17 protein-coding genes are annotated in these 21,072 nt (G+C 60.7%); 14 read left to right on the top strand and 3 right to left on the bottom strand.

Annotation, left to right across the window (positions count from 1 at the left end):
- Positions 1-23: 23 nt before the first annotated feature.
- Positions 24-557, bottom strand: coding sequence for a glycine cleavage system transcriptional repressor (locus BN1127_RS00365; RefSeq protein ID WP_025328154.1), 534 nt, complete (start codon positions 555-557; stop codon positions 24-26).
- A 199-nt stretch (positions 558-756) separates the two neighbouring features.
- On the opposite strand from BN1127_RS00365, the gene dapA reads away from it, so the two are divergent.
- The 3 genes from dapA (at position 757) to BN1127_RS00350 (ending at position 4,034) form a co-directional block, all read left to right on the top strand.
- Positions 757-1,644, top strand: coding sequence for a 4-hydroxy-tetrahydrodipicolinate synthase (gene dapA, locus BN1127_RS00360; protein WP_041206370.1), 888 nt, complete (start codon positions 757-759; stop codon positions 1,642-1,644).
- Positions 1,637-2,761: an outer membrane protein assembly factor BamC gene (gene bamC, locus BN1127_RS00355; RefSeq protein WP_081805774.1), complete on the top strand. Its 1,125-nt coding sequence runs from the start codon at positions 1,637-1,639 to the stop codon at positions 2,759-2,761. Before dapA ends, bamC begins: the two co-directional genes overlap by 8 nt.
- Before the next feature lie 169 nt (positions 2,762-2,930).
- Positions 2,931-4,034: a phosphoribosylaminoimidazolesuccinocarboxamide synthase gene (locus BN1127_RS00350; RefSeq protein ID WP_041206365.1), complete on the top strand. Its 1,104-nt coding sequence runs from the start codon at positions 2,931-2,933 to the stop codon at positions 4,032-4,034.
- Between the two features lie 127 nt (positions 4,035-4,161).
- Here BN1127_RS00350 and BN1127_RS00345 read toward each other — a convergent pair whose 3' ends face one another.
- On the bottom strand, positions 4,162-4,764 hold the full coding sequence (locus tag BN1127_RS00345; protein ID WP_005323815.1) for a short chain dehydrogenase: 603 nt from the start codon (positions 4,762-4,764) through the stop codon (positions 4,162-4,164).
- Positions 4,765-4,862: 98 nt separating this feature from the next.
- Between BN1127_RS00345 and BN1127_RS00340 the strand changes: the two genes are divergently transcribed.
- The 4 genes from BN1127_RS00340 to BN1127_RS00325 all read left to right on the top strand — a co-directional run bounded on the left by BN1127_RS00340 (position 4,863) and on the right by BN1127_RS00325 (position 7,785).
- Complete coding sequence (locus BN1127_RS00340) at positions 4,863-5,762, top strand: LysR family transcriptional regulator (protein WP_005323813.1); 900 nt, start codon at positions 4,863-4,865, stop codon at positions 5,760-5,762.
- Positions 5,763-5,839: 77 nt separating this feature from the next.
- Positions 5,840-6,454, top strand: a complete 615-nt coding sequence (locus tag BN1127_RS00335) for a DUF2057 domain-containing protein (RefSeq protein ID WP_005323812.1) — start codon at positions 5,840-5,842, stop codon at positions 6,452-6,454.
- Positions 6,455-6,524: 70 nt separating this feature from the next.
- Positions 6,525-6,971 carry an HIT domain-containing protein gene (locus tag BN1127_RS00330; RefSeq protein WP_041206363.1) on the top strand — a complete coding sequence of 149 codons (447 nt, stop codon included), beginning with the start codon at positions 6,525-6,527 and terminating at the stop codon, positions 6,969-6,971.
- A gap of 118 nt (positions 6,972-7,089) precedes the next feature.
- Entirely contained in the window at positions 7,090-7,785 is a 696-nt protein-coding gene (locus BN1127_RS00325; RefSeq protein ID WP_005323808.1) for a DUF3334 family protein, read from the top strand.
- A gap of 68 nt (positions 7,786-7,853) precedes the next feature.
- Here the strand turns inward: BN1127_RS00325 and BN1127_RS00320 are convergent, their stop codons facing one another.
- On the bottom strand, positions 7,854-8,852 hold the full coding sequence (locus tag BN1127_RS00320; RefSeq protein WP_005323806.1) for a DUF2860 family protein: 999 nt from the start codon (positions 8,850-8,852) through the stop codon (positions 7,854-7,856).
- A 202-nt stretch (positions 8,853-9,054) separates the two neighbouring features.
- Here BN1127_RS00320 and arcB point away from each other — a divergent pair, with 202 nt between their 5' ends.
- From arcB to BN1127_RS00285, 7 genes are all read left to right on the top strand, one after another.
- Positions 9,055-11,367: an aerobic respiration two-component sensor histidine kinase ArcB gene (arcB, locus tag BN1127_RS00315; RefSeq protein WP_005323804.1), complete on the top strand. Its 2,313-nt coding sequence runs from the start codon at positions 9,055-9,057 to the stop codon at positions 11,365-11,367.
- Between the two features lie 33 nt (positions 11,368-11,400).
- Positions 11,401-12,771 carry a dGTPase gene (gene dgt / locus BN1127_RS00310; RefSeq protein ID WP_041206361.1) on the top strand — a complete coding sequence of 457 codons (1,371 nt, stop codon included), beginning with the start codon at positions 11,401-11,403 and terminating at the stop codon, positions 12,769-12,771.
- Between the two features lie 292 nt (positions 12,772-13,063).
- The gene (locus tag BN1127_RS20965) at positions 13,064-13,267 is read left to right on the top strand and encodes a hypothetical protein (protein WP_005328210.1); all 204 of its coding nucleotides are present in this window, start codon (positions 13,064-13,066) and stop codon (positions 13,265-13,267) included.
- A 913-nt stretch (positions 13,268-14,180) separates the two neighbouring features.
- On the top strand, positions 14,181-14,846 hold the full coding sequence (locus tag BN1127_RS00300) for an EAL domain-containing protein (RefSeq protein ID WP_148304712.1): 666 nt from the start codon (positions 14,181-14,183) through the stop codon (positions 14,844-14,846).
- A gap of 217 nt (positions 14,847-15,063) precedes the next feature.
- Positions 15,064-19,329, top strand: coding sequence for a transporter substrate-binding domain-containing protein (locus tag BN1127_RS00295; RefSeq protein WP_042648096.1), 4,266 nt, complete (start codon positions 15,064-15,066; stop codon positions 19,327-19,329).
- The gene (locus tag BN1127_RS00290; protein WP_041206355.1) at positions 19,322-20,533 is read left to right on the top strand and encodes an EAL domain-containing response regulator; all 1,212 of its coding nucleotides are present in this window, start codon (positions 19,322-19,324) and stop codon (positions 20,531-20,533) included. The genes BN1127_RS00295 and BN1127_RS00290 overlap by 8 nt, the downstream gene beginning before the upstream one ends.
- Positions 20,534-20,570: 37 nt before the next feature.
- The coding region (locus BN1127_RS00285; protein WP_042648095.1) for an MCP four helix bundle domain-containing protein at positions 20,571-21,072 on the top strand (502 nt) is incomplete at its 3' end.

Raw genomic sequence — 21,072 nt, 5'->3', positions numbered from 1 at the left:
GGGGTCTCCTCGGATAAACGCCGTCAGGCGTATTTGTGATTGACGATGAACTCGAATGACTCGGCACCCAGTTCACGACAGAAATCGGCGAAGGCCGTCTTCGAGTCGGCCGCCTCGCCCTGCTTGGCCTGATTGAGCTGGAAATTGGCCTTGAGCAGGTTGAAGGGTTGCTGCTCGAGCGTGACGGTCTGCATGGCCTGGATATCCCAGCCGTGATCGCTGAAGAACTGGGTGCACTGGCTTACGATGCCCGGCTGATCCCGGATCAGCACCTCGGCGCTGGCGCTGATGTCATATTGCAGAGAGTGGTGGCGCTCGGTGCGCTTCATCATGGTGATGAGATCCCACTCCTGGCTGCGCAGGGGGAGGCTTATCTCAAGCTGCATCAAGCTGTTCCAGTCACCGGACAACAGCATGATGAAAGTGAATTCGTTACCGAAGATGCCAAGACGGCTGTCGACAATGTTGCAACCGCAGCCACTGACGTGACGGGTAACCTCATTGACGATGCCAGGCCTGTCCGTGCCGATGGCCGTTACGACCAGGTAGTGAGTCATAAATCGTCTCTCGTCCATTTATTGCGAATGCGGTGAAAGCGAGCGCTTGGCGGGCATGACGCCCTGCTCCGGGCTCTTTCCTGCCCTCGTGCATCCATACGTTTTGTGGCGGATGGTAACACGGCTTGTCCCTTGCCTCCCTTGTTTTTCAAAAGGGGCAGCTTTACCATTACGCCCCTGAAAATCGGGAGAAATATCCATGTTACGCGGTAGTATTGTTGCGCTCGTTACCCCCATGCTGGCCTCGGGTGACATCGATTGGACCAGTCTGGCGGCCCTGGTGGAGTATCATGTCGGCGCCGGTACCAGTGCCATAGTCGCGGTGGGCACCACGGGAGAGTCGGTCACCCTGAGCGAGCAGGAACATATCGCCGTCGTGGAAAAAGCCGTCGAATTCGCCGCTGGCCGCATTCCGGTCATCGCGGGCTGCGGCTCCAACAGCACAGCCCATGCCATCGCCCTCTCCAGGCGTTTCGCCCAAGCCAGCGTGGTGGCGGGTCTCTCGGTGACCCCTTATTACAACAAACCCACCCAGGAAGGTCTCTATCGTCACTATTGTGCGATCGCCGAGGCTAGTGGTCTGCCTCAAATTCTCTATAATGTGCCCGGTCGCACCTGCTGCGATCTCAAACCGGAGACCGTGGCTCGTCTGGCCAAGGTTCCCGGCATCATCGGTTTGAAGGAGGCGACGGGGGATTTGAGCCGCACCCCGCTGCTGCGCGAGTTGTGCGGGCCGGATTTCGCGCTTTATAGTGGCGATGATGCCAGCGGATGTGATTTTATGCTGCAAGGGGGCGATGGCGTCATTTCGGTCACCACCAATATTGCGGCGCCCCAGATGGCCGACATGTGTCGTGCTGCGCTGGCCGGTGATGCCGGGCAGGCTCATGACATCAACAATCGATTGATGCCGTTGCATCAGACTCTGTTCTGCGAACCGAGTCCCATTCCGGTCAAGTGGGCCTGTGCCCGACTGGGATTGATGGCGACGGCGACCTTGCGCCTGCCGCTGACCGACCTCACCCCCGAGGGGGAACAGGCGATGGCGCGAGCACTGACGACTGCGGAGTTGATGGCGAGTGTTTAAAGCAAATGGAAAGGGAAATGCAGTGCGCCTGGTGCTGAGTGTCGCGACTGTTGCCGTGTTGGCAGCCTGTAGCTCACCCCAGGATCGCAAGATGGCCAACCGTGGCTTCGAGTATGAAGAGAGCCGCCTCGAAGGTCGCGCCTTCCTCGTGCCCGCCGGGTTGAGTACCCCCGCCTTTAACAGTAATTTCGACATCCCGGCCCTGCCGGAGAGCAGCCGCGAAGGTGCCATCGGTGCCAAGGTGGACGTGCGTCCGCCAGCCCAGCTGCTGACGGTGGTCCCTGGCAGTCAGGTGGTGGCCAAGGCCAGCGAACCGACCCTGGTCTTCTATGCCCTGAGCACCAGCCAGAGCGTGGAGCGCGATACCTGGGCCTTCCTGATGAACTTCCTGGCCCAGCACAAGGTCACCACAGAGAAGCTGGATCAGCAGGCCGGCGTGTTGCAGACCGGCTGGTTTGACAACTCCGCCGCCCTCGATGGCTGGGCGGAGGAGGACGACGACTTCCGTATCCGTCAACGCTACCAGTTCACCCTTAGCAACGATGTGCAGCGTCACGCCGTCAACATGTCGGTACGGGTGCTGGAGCATGAAGAGACCATCGACGGCGAGACCAGCACAGTGCTGACCCCGGCCGATGCCCAGCGCTATGCGACCCGGGCACTGAACCAGTTCTCCCTCTACTACGACAAGCAGCTCAAGGCCCGCGAACAACACAAGTCCAACGATGGCATGGGTCTGGAGCTGGGTCTGGACAACAACGAGCTGAGTGCCTGGATCGCCGATGGTTCCTTCGAGCAGGTCTGGCGCCGCCTCAACCAGGTGCTGCCAGCCTATGGTTTCACCATCAAGGATACCCAGCAGTCCCTGGGCTGGATCGACGTCGAGTATGACGAGCCCGATGCCGAGTTCTGGCAGGCCAAGGGGGCCGAGCCGTTCAAGCTGGAGGAAGACCAGTACCGCTTCCAGTTGGGCGAGATGGCCGGGGGCAAGACCTCCATCACCCTGTTCGACAAGGACAAGAAGCCGGTCGCATCCGGTGTCATCTCCCAGATGTATATCAGCCTGTCCGAGGCGTTTGCCAAAGGCGTGGCTGATCAGGCTGCGAAAGCAGAATAGAAACAGGGGCCTGGTGCCCCTGTTTTGTTATGTGGAGTCCGCGCAGAGGCCCTCTTGGGAGCCTGCCCCGGCAGAGAGGCCTGGCGCTGCTTCGCTTGAATGAATCCCTCGTAGGCAGGAGCCTGATGCGCCTGTCTTGTCAGTCCCACAACAGGAAGTGTTATTAGCCATGAGTCTTGCAGATCAAGTATTGGCGGTGAATGACGATTTGCCGATCCGTACCGATAAACCTGTCCATTCCGGCAAAGTGCGCAGCGTCTACTGGTTGACCCCCGCAGACAGTGCCCGGCTCATAAGAGAGAAAGGCTATGATGTGCCGGCCGATACGCCGCTCGCCCTCATGGTGATCAGCGACCGCATTTCGGCCTTCGACTGCATCTGGCAGGGTGTGGATGGCTTGAACGGCGTGCCGGGCAAGGGGGCTGCACTCAATGCCATCTCCAGCCACTGGTTCAAGCTGTTCAAGGAGAAGGGGTTGGCGGACAGCCACATCCTGGACATACCGCACCCCTTCGTCTGGATAGTGCAAAAGGCCCGCCCGGTGATGATCGAAGCCATCGCCCGCCAGTACATCACCGGCTCCATGTGGCGTGCCTACAAGGACGGCGAGCGCGAGTTCTGCGGCATCACGTTGCCGGAAGGGCTGAAGAAGGATCAGAAGCTGCCCGAGATCCTCATCACCCCCTCTACCAAGGGGATCCTCAAGGGGCTGGATGGCGTGCCGGAAGCGGACGACGTCAACGTCTCCCGTGCCGACATAGCGCGCCACCATCAGGCCTTCGGTTTCCGCTCCCCGGCGGACATCGACCGCTACGAGACGCTGCTCAAGGATGGTTTCAACGTCATCAGCGAGGCCCTGGCCGCGCTCGATCAGATCTTCGTCGACACCAAGTTCGAGTTTGGCTATGTCCAGGATGCCGCCGGCAACGAGAAGCTCATCTACATGGATGAAGTGGGTACCCCCGACAGTTCCCGTATCTGGGACGGCGCCGCCCTGCGCCAGGGCGAGATCGTCGAGAAGTCCAAAGAGGGCTTCCGCCAGTGGCTGCTGAATCACTTCCCGGATCCGGACATCCTGCTCAACAAGAATCGCATGCCGGAACGCTTCGCCCTGGCCCGGGACAACAAGCTGCCCACCGAGGTGATGATGGACATATCCCACACCTACGTGGGGATCGCCGAGAAGGTCATTGGTCACAAGCTGGTGCGCAGTGCCAATCCCAAGCAGGAGATCATCGAGGTACTGCGGGAGCAGTACGGTCTGATCGACTGAGGCTGACTGCCTTTTTTTGCCGCCGGCGCACAAACGTTTGCTGGCGGTGAAGGCAGCAAGCTGGCAAACAGACGGGCCCTATGACGGGGCCCGTTTTTATTGGCATCTGGAGTGAGAGAGGGAGGCCTCAGCCATTGACCCGGAAGATCTGGCCGGTCTGCACTCCCAGCACCGACTTCTTGTAGGCCTGGGCCACCCGGGCGGCGGGTACAGGCACGAAGCCCGGGAAGAAGTCGGCGTACTTGTCCATGGACTCCTCCAGCACGGTGGGGCTCACCACGTTGATGCGCAGGCCCCTCGGCAGTTCGCAGGCGGCCCCCTTCACGAAGTGCTCTATGGCGCCGTTGATGGTGGTTGCACTGACCCCCCAGTTGATGGGCTCCTCGCTCAGTATGCCGCTGATGAGGGTGATGGATCCGTTGTCATTCAGATAGGGAATGGCGGCCCGGGTCAGGTTGATCTGGCCCATCAGCTTGCTCTGGAGCCCCAGTTGCCACTGCTCGTCCGTCATCTCGGTCAGGGCGTTGAAGGCCACGCTGCCGCTGGCGACCACCAGGGCATCGAACCGGCCGATGCCCGCAAACAGGGCGGCGATGGAGGCGCCATCCGTCATGTCGACAGTGGCATCCCCCCGGCTGTGGCCAACCCTGATCACTTGGTGGTCTCTGGCAAGCAACTCGCTGACGGCGGAACCTATGGTGCCGGAGGCACCCACAATCACAATCTTCATCTCTATCGCTCCTGGTTGGGATGTGTTGATGATAGCTGGATGAAAAGGGAGAAAAAGCGCTTAAGATAAACCCATTGTTTCCATATTGGAGCTAATGGATGGAGATCGCCCATCTGAGCAGTTTCTACGAGGTGGTGCAGCGGGGCAGTTTCTCCGCCGCCGCCGATGCATTGGGGGTGAGCAAGGGGATGCTGAGCCGCCACGTCAGCGCTCTGGAGTCCGCCCTCAATGCCCAGTTGCTCCAGCGCACGACCCGCAGACTCAGCCTGACCGAGGCGGGCAGAACCCTCCATGTGCAGGCGGGGCAGATCTTTGCCCTTGCCCGTCAGGTGGAGCAGGACATCCAGGCCCTGACCGAGGAGGACAGTGGTCGCCTGCGCTTCACCTGCCCGGTCAGCACGGGGGATGCCATGGTGAGCGAGTTGCTGGCGCGCTTCGCCGAGCTCTGCCCTGGGGTCGAGGTGGAGCTCAACTTCACCAACGCCATGATCGACATGAGTCAGGGGGAGAATGACATCGCCCTGCGCGCCATGGATCAGGTGCCGGACAATCTGGTGGCGCTGCCCCTCGGGCAGTTGAAAGACGTAGTGGTGGCGAGCCCTGCCCTGCTGGCACGGGAGGGGCTCCCCGCCACCCCCTATGAGCTGGGCGGGCGCCCCTGCCTGCGCCAGGGGCACAACCCGGCCTGGGAGCAGTGGCATTTTCGCAAGGCAGGGGAGGAGGCCCACATCCTGGTGCAGGGCAAGGTGCGGGCCAACCACTACAGCACAGTGCTGCAGCTGGCACGGGCGGGCATGGGGTTTGCCAAGTGCCCGCTGATGCTGGTGGAGACGAGTCTGGCCAGGGGCGAGCTGGTGGCCGTGCTGACTGACTGGCAGACCGGCCTGCACCCGCTGCATGTGCTCCATGCCCAGCAGCGCCGGGTGCCGCGCAAGATACGGCTGTTCAAGCAGGTGCTGGCTCAGTGGTTTGCCGAGCGGCCCCACTACCTGCTCTGAGAGGCAGGCTCGCGTTATTTTTCTGTCATCTTCGGCTGCTAGCCTGCGCCCATCATAGCGAGCAGAGAGAGACGGGAATGAAGGGTCATCAGGGTTGGGTTGGGGTCATGTTGTTGTGTGCTGGCGCCGTACAGGCCGAGGTCAGGGTCGAGGTCCCCGGGGATTTCCAGATCCTGGCGGTGAGCGACGGCAAGGTGCAGGACGAGCGGCATGGGGTGTTGGCCGACGGGGCGCAGCAGTTGCTGGTGCGCTATGAGGGGGTGATCCCGAGTCGCAACAGCAGCGACAACGATCGCCAGATCCGCTCCGAGCCCCAGGTGATCCGCTATGAGGCCAGCGGCCAGTCGGTGCGCCTGCAGGCCGCGGTGCCCACCGACGAGAAAGGCATGGAGCGCTACGCCAAGGCGCCGGTCGTGAGTCTGCTGGCGGGGGACAAGCCCCTGAAGGTGCAGCAGGAGGCCCTGGTGGTCAACGGCATGCAGATCGGCATGGACTGGCACGCCAGGCTGATGGAGTACAACCGCGGCACGGGCAAGGCGGTGCTGGCGACCGGCGCCGTGGCGACCACGGCAGCGGTCCAGGCCCCGTCAGTACCCGCCAGCGAACTGGAGGGGCAGTTGCAGCAACTCTTCCTGCGGGCGGATCCCGAACTTCGCAAGCGCTTCATCGGTTGGGCCGTGCCCCGGCTTTAAGTTTGCCCCTCGTTGCAGTAACGTGGGCACACTCATCTCCTGACGTGCCCATGTTGACCAGCGAGGCCCCATGTTTGCATTGCACCCCCGCCTGCAGGCGGATACCCAGATACTCGGGGATCTCCCCCTTTGCCGCGTGCTGCTGGCCAAAGACAGCCAATATCCCTGGCTCATCCTGGTGCCCAGGGTCGCCGACCTGCGTGAAATCCACCACCTGGCCCCCGCGCAGCAGCAACAGCTGATGCAGGAGTCCTGCGCCGTCGCCACCCTGATGGAAGAGGCGCTCAATCCGGACAAGATCAACGTGGCGGCGCTCGGCAACCTGGTGCCTCAGTTGCACCTGCATCATGTCGCCCGCTTCAGCTCGGATGCCGCCTGGCCCGGTCCCATCTGGGGAGCACATCCCACCATCCCCTATCAGACACAAGATTTGCGACAGCAGGCCGATAACTGGCGAGCCCGGTTGGCCACCCTGGGTGGATTCCAGCCGTTTCTGACTGACAATACGGTCAAGTGAGAGGCGGCTCGCGGTTTCAACACCGGGATCACGCAATCTGTTAGCGTATCGGACGTGCGCGTGATGACATGGGCGGTGAGACAGACAAGCCTATTTTTTCGATCAGCAGGAAGGTTCCATGATAGTGACAAGATCCGAGGATGATGCCGTATTGACCACAGAGGACGTGCTGCTGAGCCTGTGCAATTCGGTGACGAGCGTATTGAGTGCGGCGACCCAGACCCAGGTGCGCTTCTCCGGCATGGTGCAACGGATCAGCAAGACCTGCCTCAAGCCGGACATCGGCTGCTTCGTGCTGTTTGACGGGGGCTTCTCCGGGCTGGTGGTGATCAACTTCTCCGCCGCTGCCGCCATGGAGCTCTACGAGCGTTACATGCTCAGCATGGGGCTCTCCAAGGAGGATCTCGCCATCTCCCATACCTCGGATGAGGTGAGCAACGTCATGGGCGAGCTGATGAACCAGATCGTCGGCAGCTTCACCACCAAGGTGGGACGCGAGTTGCAGACCCACATCACCCAGAACCAGCCCAAGATGCTGGCCCTCAACAAGCAGGTGATGCTGAGCGTCGACACCAACCTCGACAACCCCGAGACCCGCAGGGTCACCTTCTTCACCGCCAGCAACAACATCTTCTATCTGGAGCTGGCCATGGACAGGACAGAGTTTATCCGGATCCACGATGGTGGGGTGCAGGAGGAGGTCGATCCGGACGAGCTGATCGCCCAGGCCAAGCTGGCGGCGACCAAGCCGGCCCAGGCGGTCGCCCCGGCGAGCAACGAGCACGACGATCTGCTCGACTCCCTCGGCATCTAAGGCAGTCAGGAAGCGAAAAAAACGAGGCCACCTCTGGGGTGGCCTCGCTGTTTTCGACAGGGTTTGGCTTAGAAGTTGTAGAGCAAGCCGGTGCTGAAGCGGGTGGCCTGGGTATCGTAGAAGTCGATGTCGGAGTCGGCGCCTGAGTAAGCTGCGGTGAAGGTCGCGGCCAGGGCCTTGACCCCGAACAGGTTGTGCCAGAAGAAGGTGCCGTTGATGGCAAACTCGTCTGCATCGGCACGCTGGCCGAACAGGGGATTCGCCTCGTCATACTTGCGCTTGCCGGCATAGAGGTTGCTGACGATGGACCATTGCGGGCCCCGCTTGGCGTAAGTCAGCTGCAACCCTGTGTTGTCGAAGCTCTCGGCACTGCCGTCGAGCCTGGCCTGCTTGTAGAGGATCGCCGGCTCCAGCAACTGGTTGCCGCCGAAGTGGAACTGGTAGGAGAGCGCCATGTCGTGCACCTTGCCGTTGCGATTCAGCATGGCGGCATACTGGGTGCCGTGGGTCTGGTCATACTGCTGACCGCTGCGCTCCTCGTCCAGATCCACTTCCCGGGTGGTGAGGGTGCCGTAGAAGTGGCTGCCCCAGATCTTGTCCCAGGCAAAGCGCACGCCCTTCGACTTCACGTCGGTCGAGCTGCGATCTACCTTGGTGGCGAAGGGATCGCTCCACAGCTCCACCGGCATGGCGTTGAACACCAGGGAGGTGGCCACTATGCCCTTGTCGCCCATCTCCTGGCGCAGGCCCAGCTGCTGGGTGAAGTCGAAGCGCACCGCATCCTGGATCAGGTTGCCGAGGAACACCTGGGTGCGGGTGTCGGCGAAGGTGTAGCGGATGTCGGCGTTGATGAGCGGCGTCAGGCCGCTCTCGCTGTCGGGAGAGCCGAGGTCGTTGATACGACTGTGGTTGTCATCGCCGGCGTAGAAGTTGGACTCGTAGCTGATCACATTGACCCCGCCGAGCAGGAAACCGGACCAGCCGGACTCTCTGGGGATCTCGCCAAGATCGGCGTGGGCGGCATTGGCGGCTAGCAGACCAAGACTCAACAGGACATGATTGCGCATGGGGTGTGCTCCTGACACAAGGGATGACAAGGGGGGCAGTGCGGCTCGGGATCCTTTGCTGAACCGGAGCTGACTGACTCATGGCAGGCATGCTACCCCAGTCGGAGTGTGACGTTAATCAATAATTTAAGGTGCAACGGGCAAGAGTTCAGGGCGCCGTACTGGTATTCTGTTTGCGCAATAACGGGGAGAAAACAACGAGATGAAGCAAATCAAATCCTGGGCGCAATACTATGTCGACCTGATGACCAAGCTGGGACTGGTGCGCTTCAGCATGTTCCTGGCGACCGCCATCATAGTGCTGGCGGTCTCCATCCAGATGGGGGTGACCCTGTTTCTGCGCGGTACCGTGGACATCGTCGACCTGGTGCGCTCTGTCTTCTTCGGCCTGCTGGTGACCCCCTGGGCCGTCTATTTCCTCTCCATCGTGGTAGATCAGCTGGAGGACTCCCGCCAGCGGCTGACCCGCATGGTGCGCAAGCTGCAGGACATGCGCGAGCGCGACCTCGAGCTCAACAGCCAGCTGCAGGAGAACATCAGCCGCCTCAATGCCCAGATAGCCGAGACCAACCGGGCCGAGACCCTGCGCCAGCAAGCCATAGAAGATCTGGAGAACGAGGTGTTCCAGCGGGAGAAGGCCCAGTTGCACCTGGGGGAGCGTACCGCCCTGTTGCGCTCCTTCATCGACTGCTCTCCGGACCTGGTCTACTACCGCAACGAGGACGAGCAGTTCTCCGGTTGCAACCGCGCCATGGAGGAGCTGACCGGCAAGGTGGAGGCCGAGCTCATCGGGCTGACCCCGTTCGATGTCTACAAGCACGACATCGCCAGCAAGGTGGTGGAGACGGACAAGCAGGTCTTCGCCAGCAACGAGCCCCTCACCTACGAGCAGTGGCTGGAGTACCCGGACGGCCGCAAGGCCTACTTCGAGCTGCGCAAGGTGCCCTTCTTCGACCGCTTCGGCAAGCGGCTCGGCCTGCTCGGCTTTGGCCGCGACATCACCGAGCGCAAGCAGTATCAGGACAAACTGGAGAAGGCGAGCCGGGACAAGACCACCTTCATCTCCACCATCAGCCATGAGCTGCGCACGCCGCTCAACGGCATAGTGGGACTGAGCCGCATGCTGATGGACACGCCGCTGGATGCCAAGCGGCAGCAGCAGCTCAAGACCATCCACCTGAGTGCGGTGACGCTCGGCAACATCTTCAATGACATCATCGATCTCGACAAACTGGATCGCCGCCGCCTCGAGATAGCACCTGCCCCCATGGACCTGCCCGCCTTCCTCGACGAGCTGGAGATGCTGTCGCGCATCCAGGCGGAGCAGAAGGGGCTCTACCTGCATTTCGACCGGGATGGCGACATGCCGCAGTTCGTGATGGCGGACGGCACCCGGCTGCGCCAGGTGCTGTGGAACCTGGTGGGCAATGCGGTCAAATTCACCGACGAGGGTGGCGTGACGGTGCGCTGCCTCGCCCACGCCGCCGATGAACCGGGCAAGCTGGCGCTGCACTTCGAGGTGGAAGACACCGGGGTCGGCATCCCGCGCGCCCAGCAGGAGAAGATCTTCGCCATGTACTATCAGGTGCAGGGCAAGAAGCACGCCACCGGCACCGGCATAGGGCTGGCCGTCTCCCGTCAGCTGGTGCAGGCCATGGGCGGCCAGCTCTACGTGGACAGTGACCCGGGTGAGGGTTCCTGCTTCACCGCCGAGCTGGAGGTGGATTGTGTCGAGCCGCAGGTGACCCCGCAGGAGCCCGAGATGCCCTCCCTGGATATCCTGCTGGTGGAGGATGTGGAGCTCAACGTCACCGTCGCCTGCGCCCTGCTCAACAAGCTGGGTCATCAGGTGCAGGTGGCGCGGGACGGTACCCAGGCGCTGGCCATGGCCAACCCGGATGACTTCGATCTCATCCTGCTGGACATCCAGCTGCCGGACATGACTGGCTTCGACGTGGCGGCCCAGTTGCTGGCGCGTTATGGCGACAGCCTGCCCCCCATGGTGGCGCTCACCGCCAACGCCACCGGCGATCGCCAGTACTACCGGGATCACGGCATGCAGGATGTAATCAACAAGCCGCTCGGCTCCAAGGCCGTGCGGGAGGTGATAGGTCATCTGTTTGCGGATCTCGCCGACGACGAGGCCTTTGATCAGGCGGACGCGGGCAACCAGGATGCACTGCTGGATCTGCCCTTCCTCACCGATTACGCCAGTACGGTCGGCAAGCCGGTGCTGCTCTCCAGCGTGGATCTGTTCGAGAAGATGATGCCGGACTACATGGCGGTGCTCGATTCCAACATGATTGCCAGGGATCAGGCCGGCGTGGTGGAGGAGGCGCACAAGATAAAAGGGGCTGCGGGCTCCATCGGCCTGCGCCGCCTGCAGCAGACAGCCCAGCTTATCCAGAGCCCGGATCACCCCGCCTGGTGGGAGAACGTGGAGGACTGGATTGAGACGCTGCGCCGTGAATACCCCGGCGATATCGCCCGCTTGCGGCGCTGGTTGTTGTCGTGAACCTGACGGACGCCGCTGGCAAGGAGCCGCACCATGTATAGCCGTTTGATTACCCCGGCGCGCATTCACCCCTGGGGCAGCGAAGAGCTGCTGGAGGCGACCGAGCAGGATCGCGCTCGCATCGTGCAGGCCGCGCCGGTGCGCCGCCTGCAGCAGAAGACCCAGGTCTTTCCGCTCGATGTGAAGGCCTCGGTGCGCAGCCGTCTCACCCACTCCCTGGAGGTGCAGGAGACGGGCCGCCAGATCAGCAGGCGCATCCTGGCGGCCCTGCCGGCGGGCACCGTCTGCGAAGGCGCCTTCATCAACCTGGTGGAGATGGCCTGCCTGCTGCACGACGTCGGCAACCCGCCGTTCGGCCACTTCGGCGAGCAGGTGATGAGCCAGTGGCTGGCACAGTCGCTGGATGAGCTGTTTGCCCGCGCCCATGATCAGTTGCCGAGCCCGCAGTGGGCCGAGCTTCGCCAGGACCTGCTGGTGTTTGACGGCAATGCCCAGAGCCTGCGGCTGGTGCACAGCCTGCACGAGATGAACCTGACCCTGGGCCAGTTAGCGGCCCTGTGCAAATACCCGCAGCAGCCCCTGTTGCACCATCCCCAGGGCTATGGCCAGCACCATGGCTGGACCAGCAAGCGCGGCATCTTCTTCAGTGAGCAGCCTCTCTATCGCGCCCTCGGCCAGAGTCTGGGGTTGGCGCCGGGATGCCGGCATCCGCTGGTCTACATCATGGAGGCGGCGGACGACATCTCCTACTGCATCGCCGATCTGGAAGACGCGGTGGACAGGCGCATCCTCAACCAGGGCGAGCTGCTGGTGGCGCTGCGCGGTGCCGATGAGGGGGACTACATGGCCAGCCTGCTCGAGGAGGCGCTGGCCTCCGGCAGGGGCTTCTTCCCCCATTTCCGTCAGCATCTGACCCGGGATCTGGTGGCGCTCGCGGCCCACACCTATGTGAGCGACCACGAGGCCATCCTGAGCGGCGCCTACCCCAGGGCGCTCTTGCACGGTCAGGCACCGGCTGCCAGAGTGCTGGATACCCTCAAACGTGTGGCCCGCGAGCAGGTATTCATGCGCCCCGAGGTGGAGGCGCTGGAGCTGGAAGGCCATGCCGCCCTGCGCGGGGTGCTTTCCACTTATTCCTGCCTGCTGGCACTGCCGGCCGCGCAGTTCGAGCGGTTGCTGGCCGGCAACGGCGGGAGTGAGCTGTTCTTTGCCCGGCGGCTGTTCCACCGCTTGTCGGCCCGCCATCTCAAGGCATACCGGCTGGCGGTGGCCAGCCGGGATCCGCGCTTCGACAAGTGTAGCGAGCAGGAGTGGTACTACAGGGTGCGGCTCTTGCTCGACTACGTCAGCGGCATGACGGATACCTATGCGCTGGAGGAGTTCAGGCTGTTGTCCGGGATTTGACCGGGGCCGGCTGTGGCCGCATTCCACCCATATGGGTGGGGGTGATATTGCGTAAAATTCGGTGTTTTTTTAGACTGTGGCAACTTGTTCAACTTTCACACGGTAAGGAGACGATCATGCAACATTCCATGTTCAACGTTGCGTTCGCTCGCTGCAATGGCAGCGCGAAGACTCGTGCTCTTTATTTACCGCGTGGAGGGAACAGGTAACACCTGCCTTTTCATCACCCGCGGTTGTCCCGCAGGGTGATGTCCTCTCTCCGGGAGAACCGCACGTTCAACTGGAGAATATTATGTCTATCGAACTCGCCCTGCTGCGCCACGTCGAAACCCTGGTTCAAAAACGGATCACCCGGCTGGAGCGTCGCGTCAGCTATCTGCATCTCTCTCCCGCCCTGCTCAAAGACATCGGGCTGGAAGGGCACAATGTGCAGGTCGCTCATGTCCGTGAGCGGGAGTTTCAAACCGGTTTCCGACTCGGGAATCGAATAACCTGAGGCGAGGGGCTTCGGCCCCCGACTTGTGGATGGCAGGCCCGGGCCTGCCATTTTTCTTTTCTGATAGAAGTCGTCATCATTCGCAGCACGGCCCAAATCGGTATAAAGCAATCTCAGAGGAAGATAAATCTTTCGGTGAGATATACATCGCTATGAAATTCATTCCGATCGCAGATGATGGTTTCCAGAATGACCTCTTCAAACCATGTGACACCGACAAGTATCGAGTGCGCTCACTGTTGTATTTATGTTTCGTAATGCGGGTAACTCTTTAACAAAAGGTTTTTTATACTTTCAATACTTGGTTTTCAGATTATAAATTCGTCTCGTTCGGGTCTTTTTTCTGTTTGATTTTCATTTATGCATTTGTTTTTTATCGACATTTTAAATTTTTTGTTGTTTTGATTTCTTTGTCATTTAAATTGGTGTGAATTATGTGGATCATAATGCATCTTTTCTATTCAGGGTCGCCATCTGGTCATTCGTTCAGTTTCCGTACAGTGGTTTGCTCGAATGATGAGCATCCCTTTGCATGGTTCGAGGGCACTCAAGGTCGGAGAAAAGCGTTGTACTTGAAGAATACAGAAAAACATTGTCATCGACTTGAGAAGTCACGTGATGTTATCCAGTGAATATGCCGGCGGGTTGTACCACCGCATCATAAATATGGAAACAGAGAAATGAATTAGCTCATATCTTTGACAAGAAACCGTGGCTACCTGATTTTCAGAGACACATTGCCAATCCATCTCAGGCGTGAACTAACCGCATCTGAAGATACGGTGCAGGTGCCCCTTTCTGGGATCAGGAGCATAGTGATAAAAACGGACCTTGATTGCCGGTATATAGTTACCTTGGTCAAGTCGAGGCATGTTTTATCCACGTCTTGCAAGGTTTGAGATGGAGGAATTTGATGACTATGGCAATCAGTCAATGTCCTGGCTCTGTTAGGCATACATTAACACCGATAGTTAATTTCAATAGCGGCGATGTTTTTTCTTTTGAAATCAAGCAACGCATCCTAAAAAACAATGGGAGTGTGCTCAACAATCATAGCGATGAAAGAATGTCTTTTATGCGACAACTGGAGTTCTTTCAAAAATTGAATCGGCAGGATGCGTTGTCCTATCGAGGGTTGTTTATTGATGCTGCGGCTAGTTTGCTGGATAGCAGATCGGCATGGAAAGACTTTATTCCATTTGTTTTTCAATTCAGAGTCAATGTCGGCGTGAAGATGCAGGCGATCATGAACGAGTCGTCCGGCATTGCGCTGGATAATATTATAAAACTCAAGTCATTAGGTGTGCGATTCTGGATGATTGCTGATGATGAATGGCCTTCATTGCAGATGTCAAAATCCTTTCACCCATATATTGATGGGGTAAAGATAGACAGCAATTTTTTTGAAGCTGCATTTAGCAGGGAGGATGCTACTGAGCTAAGACGCATACTCAATGCATGGGGCGGTGAGCAAACCATAGTGCATGGTCTTGAACATAAAGAGCATTTCGCCTTCGCTGTCAGCAATGGATTTATGTTGGGTCAGGGAACGTATTGCTGTGCCCATCCCTGTCACTGAATATGGCAATCTCCTGGATTTTTGATATCAAGAAACCACTCATGCGGCACTGCTGCCTGGTAGTATTGTAACAATGCTCAGGGAAGGACCCCTGACCTGCGCGAAAACGCGACATTTTCAAGCAAGGTAAGAGCCTGGCTTTATTTTTACTCGCAGTGTTCTCACCCTGCCCTGAGATTCTGACCTGCTATCGCCCTCGCTTTATTAGGAACTAACAATGTTTTACCGTCTCATCCTGTTGTGCTGGTTGACCTGCTGTAGCCTGGTGGTGATGGCGGCCTCGACGCAACTGGACAGAAGCACCTTCACGCCAGCCGAACAGCAGTGGCTCGCCGTCCATGACGAGCTGGTGGTCGGCATGCCGGCGACGGCCTGGCCTCCCTATGTCTATACCGATGGCCGGGGCAACTTCACCGGCCCTCTGGATGAATTTGCCTCGCAGATAGCAAGCAGGCTGGGGCTCAAGCTGCGCTACCAGGCCTATGCCAACAATGCAGGTGTCCAGCAGGCATTGCTGGATGGCAAGGTCGACATGGTGATCGGCGTGGCACCGAGCCCGACACGCAAGCTGCAGATGCTGTTTACCTCTGCGTTGATGGTGCTGCCGCGCGCCGTCCTGTTGACCGGAGGACGGGACAGTCTCTCCCTGGAGGAGGCCTATGGGGTGCGTTGGGTCTGCGTCTTCGGTGTCAGCGCTTGCGATGAGTTGCTGCGACTCGGCATCTCGAACCTGGTGACGGTGGACAGCCGGGATGAAGCGATCTTCATGCTCAAGGAGGGGCAGGCGGACGCCTATCTGGCCGAGTTGCCCATGCTGAGCCGCCTGCAAGCCATGGCGGGCATGACGTTGACCACGGTGGACTGGATGAGGGATACCTCGCTCGCCATGGCGGTCGCCCCTGGGGGCGAGGTACTGCAGGGGCTGCTGGACCGGGCCCTTGAGGACATATCCCCGCTGGAGCGTCGCGGCATCCTGGAAGCTGGCGGCATCGTCGACTATGCCCTGGTGAAAGGGAACAGGGAGATTGTCTTCAACGCGCAGGAGCAGGCGTGGCTGCAAGCGCATCCGGTGATCAGGTACGGGGTCGCCCCTGACTGGCCCGGCATGAGCGAGATTGACGATCGGGGCAGGCTCAAGGGGCTCATTGCCGATCTGCTGGCGATGATGAACCAGCGCGCGGGTCTACAGTTCACCCTGGTACAGACCCGAAGCTGGGCCCAGACCCTGGATCTGTTTCAGGCTCGCAAGCTGGATGTCATCCCGGCCATGACACCGACCGCCGAACGACAGCAGTTTGCCCGTTTCACGCCGAACTATGCCTCTCTCAACCGGGTGATAGTGGCGAGGCGAGGCATGGCCGAGCTGACCAACCCCAGGGCGTTGAAGGGACACCGGGTGGGCATGGTGGGGGGCTCGGTGGAAAAAACGCTGCTGACCGAGGTGGGGGCCGAGCCCGTTGCGGTCGCGAGCGATCCCGAGTTGCTGCCCCAGCTGGATCGGCAGCAGGTCGACTACGTGCTGATGAGCATGACCACCCTGGAAGAGTCGTTGAAGAAGGGATTCAGCGACCGTTATCAGGTGGTCTTCTCCGGCAACGAACTGCGGGTTCCCATCGCCATGGCAACCCATCTGCAGGATCCCATGTTGCAGCAGATCCTGACCAAGGTGTTGCTCTCCATTTCGCCGGCGGAGCTGACCGCCCTGGAGAAGAAGTGGCTCTCCCTGACCATACAGACGGGGCTGGATCCCGACAAGGTGCTGCTCTGGTCCACCCTAGGCGGGGGCATCTTCGTGCTCTTTCTGCTGCTGTTCGTGGGCTGGAACCGGACCCTGCGCCGCCAGATCAGCCAGCGGCGGGAGGCGGAGCGGCGGCTCGAAGAGCAATTGATGTTTGTCCAGATGATGCTCGATGCCCTGCCTAATCAGGTGGTGCTGACCAATGAGCGCTATGAAATTGCGATGACCAATCTGGCGTATCGGCAGATGTTCCTGGGGGGCGAGAACCTGAACGGCTCGTATGAGCGATTGCTCCAGGACAGGCTGCCGGAGTCCATCCGGGCCAGGGTGATCGAGGAGGATGCCAGGGTCTGGGAGAGTGGCGAGGAGCTCCATGGCCGCGGCGAGATCCAGCTTGCCAACGGTGTCGAACATCAGATGATCTACACCAAGCGCCTGTTCGTCGGCCCCGGCGGCAAGCGACTCGGGATCCTGACCGTGCTGACCGATGTGACCGAGCTGGAACAGGCGCGGTTCGCGGCCCAGGAGGCCCAGACCCGACTCACCCAGATCACCGACAGCATGCCGGGCCTGGTTTACCAGTACCATTGGCTGGGGCCGGGCAATGGGCACTTCCTCTACACCTCCCAGGGCCTCAGAGAGATAGTGGGCTATGAAGATGAACCGGTGCAGACGGCAAGCACCGGAGCCACGATTCTCGGGTTGGCGGGGCAGGCCCATCAGGACTTCGTTGACACTGTCGAGGAGCATGCCAGGGCCATGAAACCGCTGGATCTCGAGGTGGAGATCCAGCGCCAGGGGCAATCGGGTTACCTGCAGATCCGGGGTCACTTCGTGCGACAGGAGGGGATCGAGGGCGTCATCCTGAACGGGGTGGTGCAGGACATCACGAACCTGAAACGCCAGGAGCTGGAGCTGCGCCAGGCGAGGCGGGTGGCGGAGGAGGCGACCCGGGTGCGCAGCCGGTTCCTCGCCACCATGAGCCACGAGTTGCGCACCCCCATCTCCGGCATGCACGGCATGCTGGAGCTGTTGCAGATGAGCCATCTCGATGACGATCAGCGCTACATGCTGCGCAACATCTCGACCTCCACCAATCACCTGCTCTATCTGGTGAACGACATCCTGGACTTTTCCAAGATGGAGGCGGGGCAGTTGCAATTGCACCCCCATCCTTGCCGACTGACCTCGGTCATCTGTGACGTCATCCGGGGGCATGCCGCCCTGGCCTATGGCAAGGGACTCAATGTGGCGCTGACGTGGGGGCGGGAGGTGCCGGATCAGGCGAGCATGGATGCGGTGCGGGTGGGCCAGGTTGTCTCCAATCTGCTGAGCAATGCGGTGAAGTTTACCGAGGCGGGGGAAATTGCCATCCGGGTGAGCTACCACGACCATCGATTGAGCTTGCAGGTACGGGATACGGGAATAGGCATCGCCCGGGAGAAGCAGGACAACCTGTTCATCCCGTTCAAGCAGGTGGAGTCCGACATCAACCGGCGCTTTGGCGGCACCGGGCTTGGGCTCGCCATCTGCCATCAGCTGACCCAGAAGATGGGTGGTAGCCTGACGCTGGCGAGCGAGGCGGGGGTGGGCACCACGGTGACTTTCGCGATGCCCCTGTCCGAGTGTCAGTGGGATGCGCCGCCGCTGGCCGGCCAGGTGTGGTGGTGGTGCGGTGAGGACGAGGTGGTGCAGTCGGTGATGGAACAACTCGGCGCCAGACTCCACCGACTGACCGCCGACCAGTGGCACCAGCCTCTGGATGGCTACCTGCTGGCGCAAGAGGGTCATATGGAGCAGATTTTCGGTGGTGGCTGGTTGCAGTATTTGCAGCAGTCTTCGCTCAAGGGCATAGTACTCTCCCCCCACGAAGCACTGCGCGGCCGTATGGACAGCGACGCCTGGTGGCGGCTCGGCCAGTCGCCCATCTATCCCGACCTGCTGCTGGAGACCTGTCGCCAACTGTCGAGCGAGCGATCCCGTCGGCCGATACAGATACAGGGGGATAAGCTCAAGGGCAGAGTGCTGGTGGCGGACGATCATCCCGTCAACCGTGCGCTGCTGACCCGTCAGCTCGCCATCCTGGGGCTCGAGTCCGAGGTGGTGGATGATGGGGAACAGGCGCTTCGCGCCTGGCAGGGGCAGGGATTTACCCTGTTGCTGACCGACTGCCACATGCCGGTGATGGATGGTTATACCCTGACACGCACCCTGCGGGCGGCCGGTGACGAGGCGCCCATCATAGGCGTCACCGCCGACACCTCGGAGGAGGCCGGTCAACAGATGCGGGAGGCGGGCATGAACGACATGTTGTTCAAGCCCTACAGCCTGGAGACCTTGCGTCAGACTCTGGCTCGCTGGTTGCCGGCTCTGGCGCTGCAGCATGAGTCAGTGGCCCCCCTACAAGCCAGGGCCCAGGCGTCGGGCATCAGCTGGTTGACCCTGTTTGGGGAGGAGGCGGTGGCTCGCAGCATGGCCAGCGAATATCTGGAGGCCAATCGGCAAGATGGTGAGGACATGATGCTGGCTTTGGCCCGACAGGATACCCAGGCGCTGGTGGAGACGGCGCATCGCATCAAGGGGGCCGCTCGCATGGTGGGACAGCAGGCATTGGCGGAGGAGGCTGCCCGACTGGAGGCGGCGGCCAGGTTGAAGCAGCTGGACAGGCTCGGCGAGCTGAGTCAGACGGTACAGGCATTGATGGACTCTATCAGAGGTGAAACGGGGTTATGGCTCGATGAATAGTGCACGGCATGAGTGGGTGATCATGGTGGTGGAGGATCACAACTTCCAGCGCAAGGCCCTGATGCATCAGATCCGCGGACTTGGCTACGCTAACCTGCTGGAGGCTCAGGACGGGGAGGAGGCACTGGCCCAGTGCCAGCACCACCAGGTCGACATCCTGTTTTGCGATTTGCGGATGCCCGGCATGGATGGCATGGCCCTGCTGCGTCGCCTCTCTTTGGGCGGTTTTCGCGGCGGCATAGTGCTGTGCAGCGCACTGGAGGACGATGTGGTCGACGCCGTACTGCGCATGAGCCGTGCCTACGGCCTGCAGGTGCTGGGGCGTATCGACAAACCTGCGAGCCATCAGCAGATCGCGCAGTTGATCGGCGCCTGGCAGCCCCAGCAGGTGCGCAGCCAGGAGGAGGACGGTCACAACCTGAGCCTGGATGAACTGTGTCGGGCCCTGGAGCATGATCAGTTGCTGCCCTGGTATCAGCCCAAGGTGAGCTTTGAAAATGGTCAGTGGGTCGGCATGGAGGCGCTTGCCCGCTGGCAGCATCCCGAATATGGGCTCATCTCGCCGGCCCGCTTCATCCCGCTGGCGGAGCACAACGGGCTCATGGATCCGCTGACCGAGGTGATCATCGGCAAGTCCCTGCGCGACGGTCATCTGTGGGAGAAGACAGGACTCTCCCTCAACCTGTCGATGAACCTCTCCACCACCTCGCTGATCGAGGGGGATCTGTGCAATACCCTGCTCAATCACTGCCAGCGCTGGAGCATCAACCCCGAGCTCATCACACTGGAAGTGACAGAAAGTGCCTTCGTCAAGGATCTCGGCAAGTCGCTGGAGGTGCTGACCCGCTTGCGGATGCACGGCTTCGGCCTCTCCATCGACGACTTCGGGACCGGCTACTCCTCCATGCAGCAGCTCGCCCTGCTGCCGTTCACCGAGCTGAAGCTGGACAGATCCTTCGTCGATCGCTGCTATGAGGATCCCTCCCGCCTCGCCATCATCGAATCCAGTATCGAACTGGCGCGCAAGTTGGGGTTAAAATCGGTGGCAGAGGGGGTCGAGGATGAGGCCACCTGGCGGTTGCTGGCCAGGCTGGGGTGCGATCAGTGCCAGGGATTCTTCTCCGCCCGCCCCATGCCACGCGAGGAGTTGCTCGTCTGGCATGACACCTGGCGCGAACGATTGCCCGCATTGATCGGGCGCTAATCAAGGGCAGGATGCCCGCTGCGACACAAGGATGGTCATGAAAATATCAAGCAAGCTGTTGTTGAGCTTCTGTTTTATCAATCTGCTCATCATTCTCTCCTCCGCCCTTGTCTACCATCAGCTCGGCCGGATTGAAGCGTCCCAGGAGACCCTGCTGGCCCAGGCCCTGCCCGCCCTGCAACGGGACGAGGCGAGCCAGAAAGCCCTGATCGCCACCGTCTCCTCCCTGCGGGCCTACCTCATCCTCGGCAAGGATCCCGCGCAAGGTGCGCGCATCAAGCAGGAGTGGGAGCAGGCCTGGCGAGCCATAGAGCAGCAGGGGTTCACACCTGCGCTGACTCGGTCCCTCAAGACCTTCAAGGGGGCGCAGGAGAAGGTGTGGGCCCTGGCCCATACCGAAGATAACCTGCCGGCCCACACCCTGATGCTGCTGGAGGCCGGCCCCCTGGCGGAGGCGGCCCTCGATCAGCTGCAATCCATTGCCAACGAAGAGGTGGCGACCCCCCAGATGACGCTGCCCGGCGATCGCCGCCTGCTGC

The organism is Aeromonas media (assembly GCF_000819985.1).
GTDB classification, from domain to species: Bacteria; Pseudomonadota; Gammaproteobacteria; order Enterobacterales; family Aeromonadaceae; genus Aeromonas; species Aeromonas media.
Note: the sequence above shows the minus strand (reverse complement) of the source record. Positions and strands in the feature narration are given on the sequence as shown.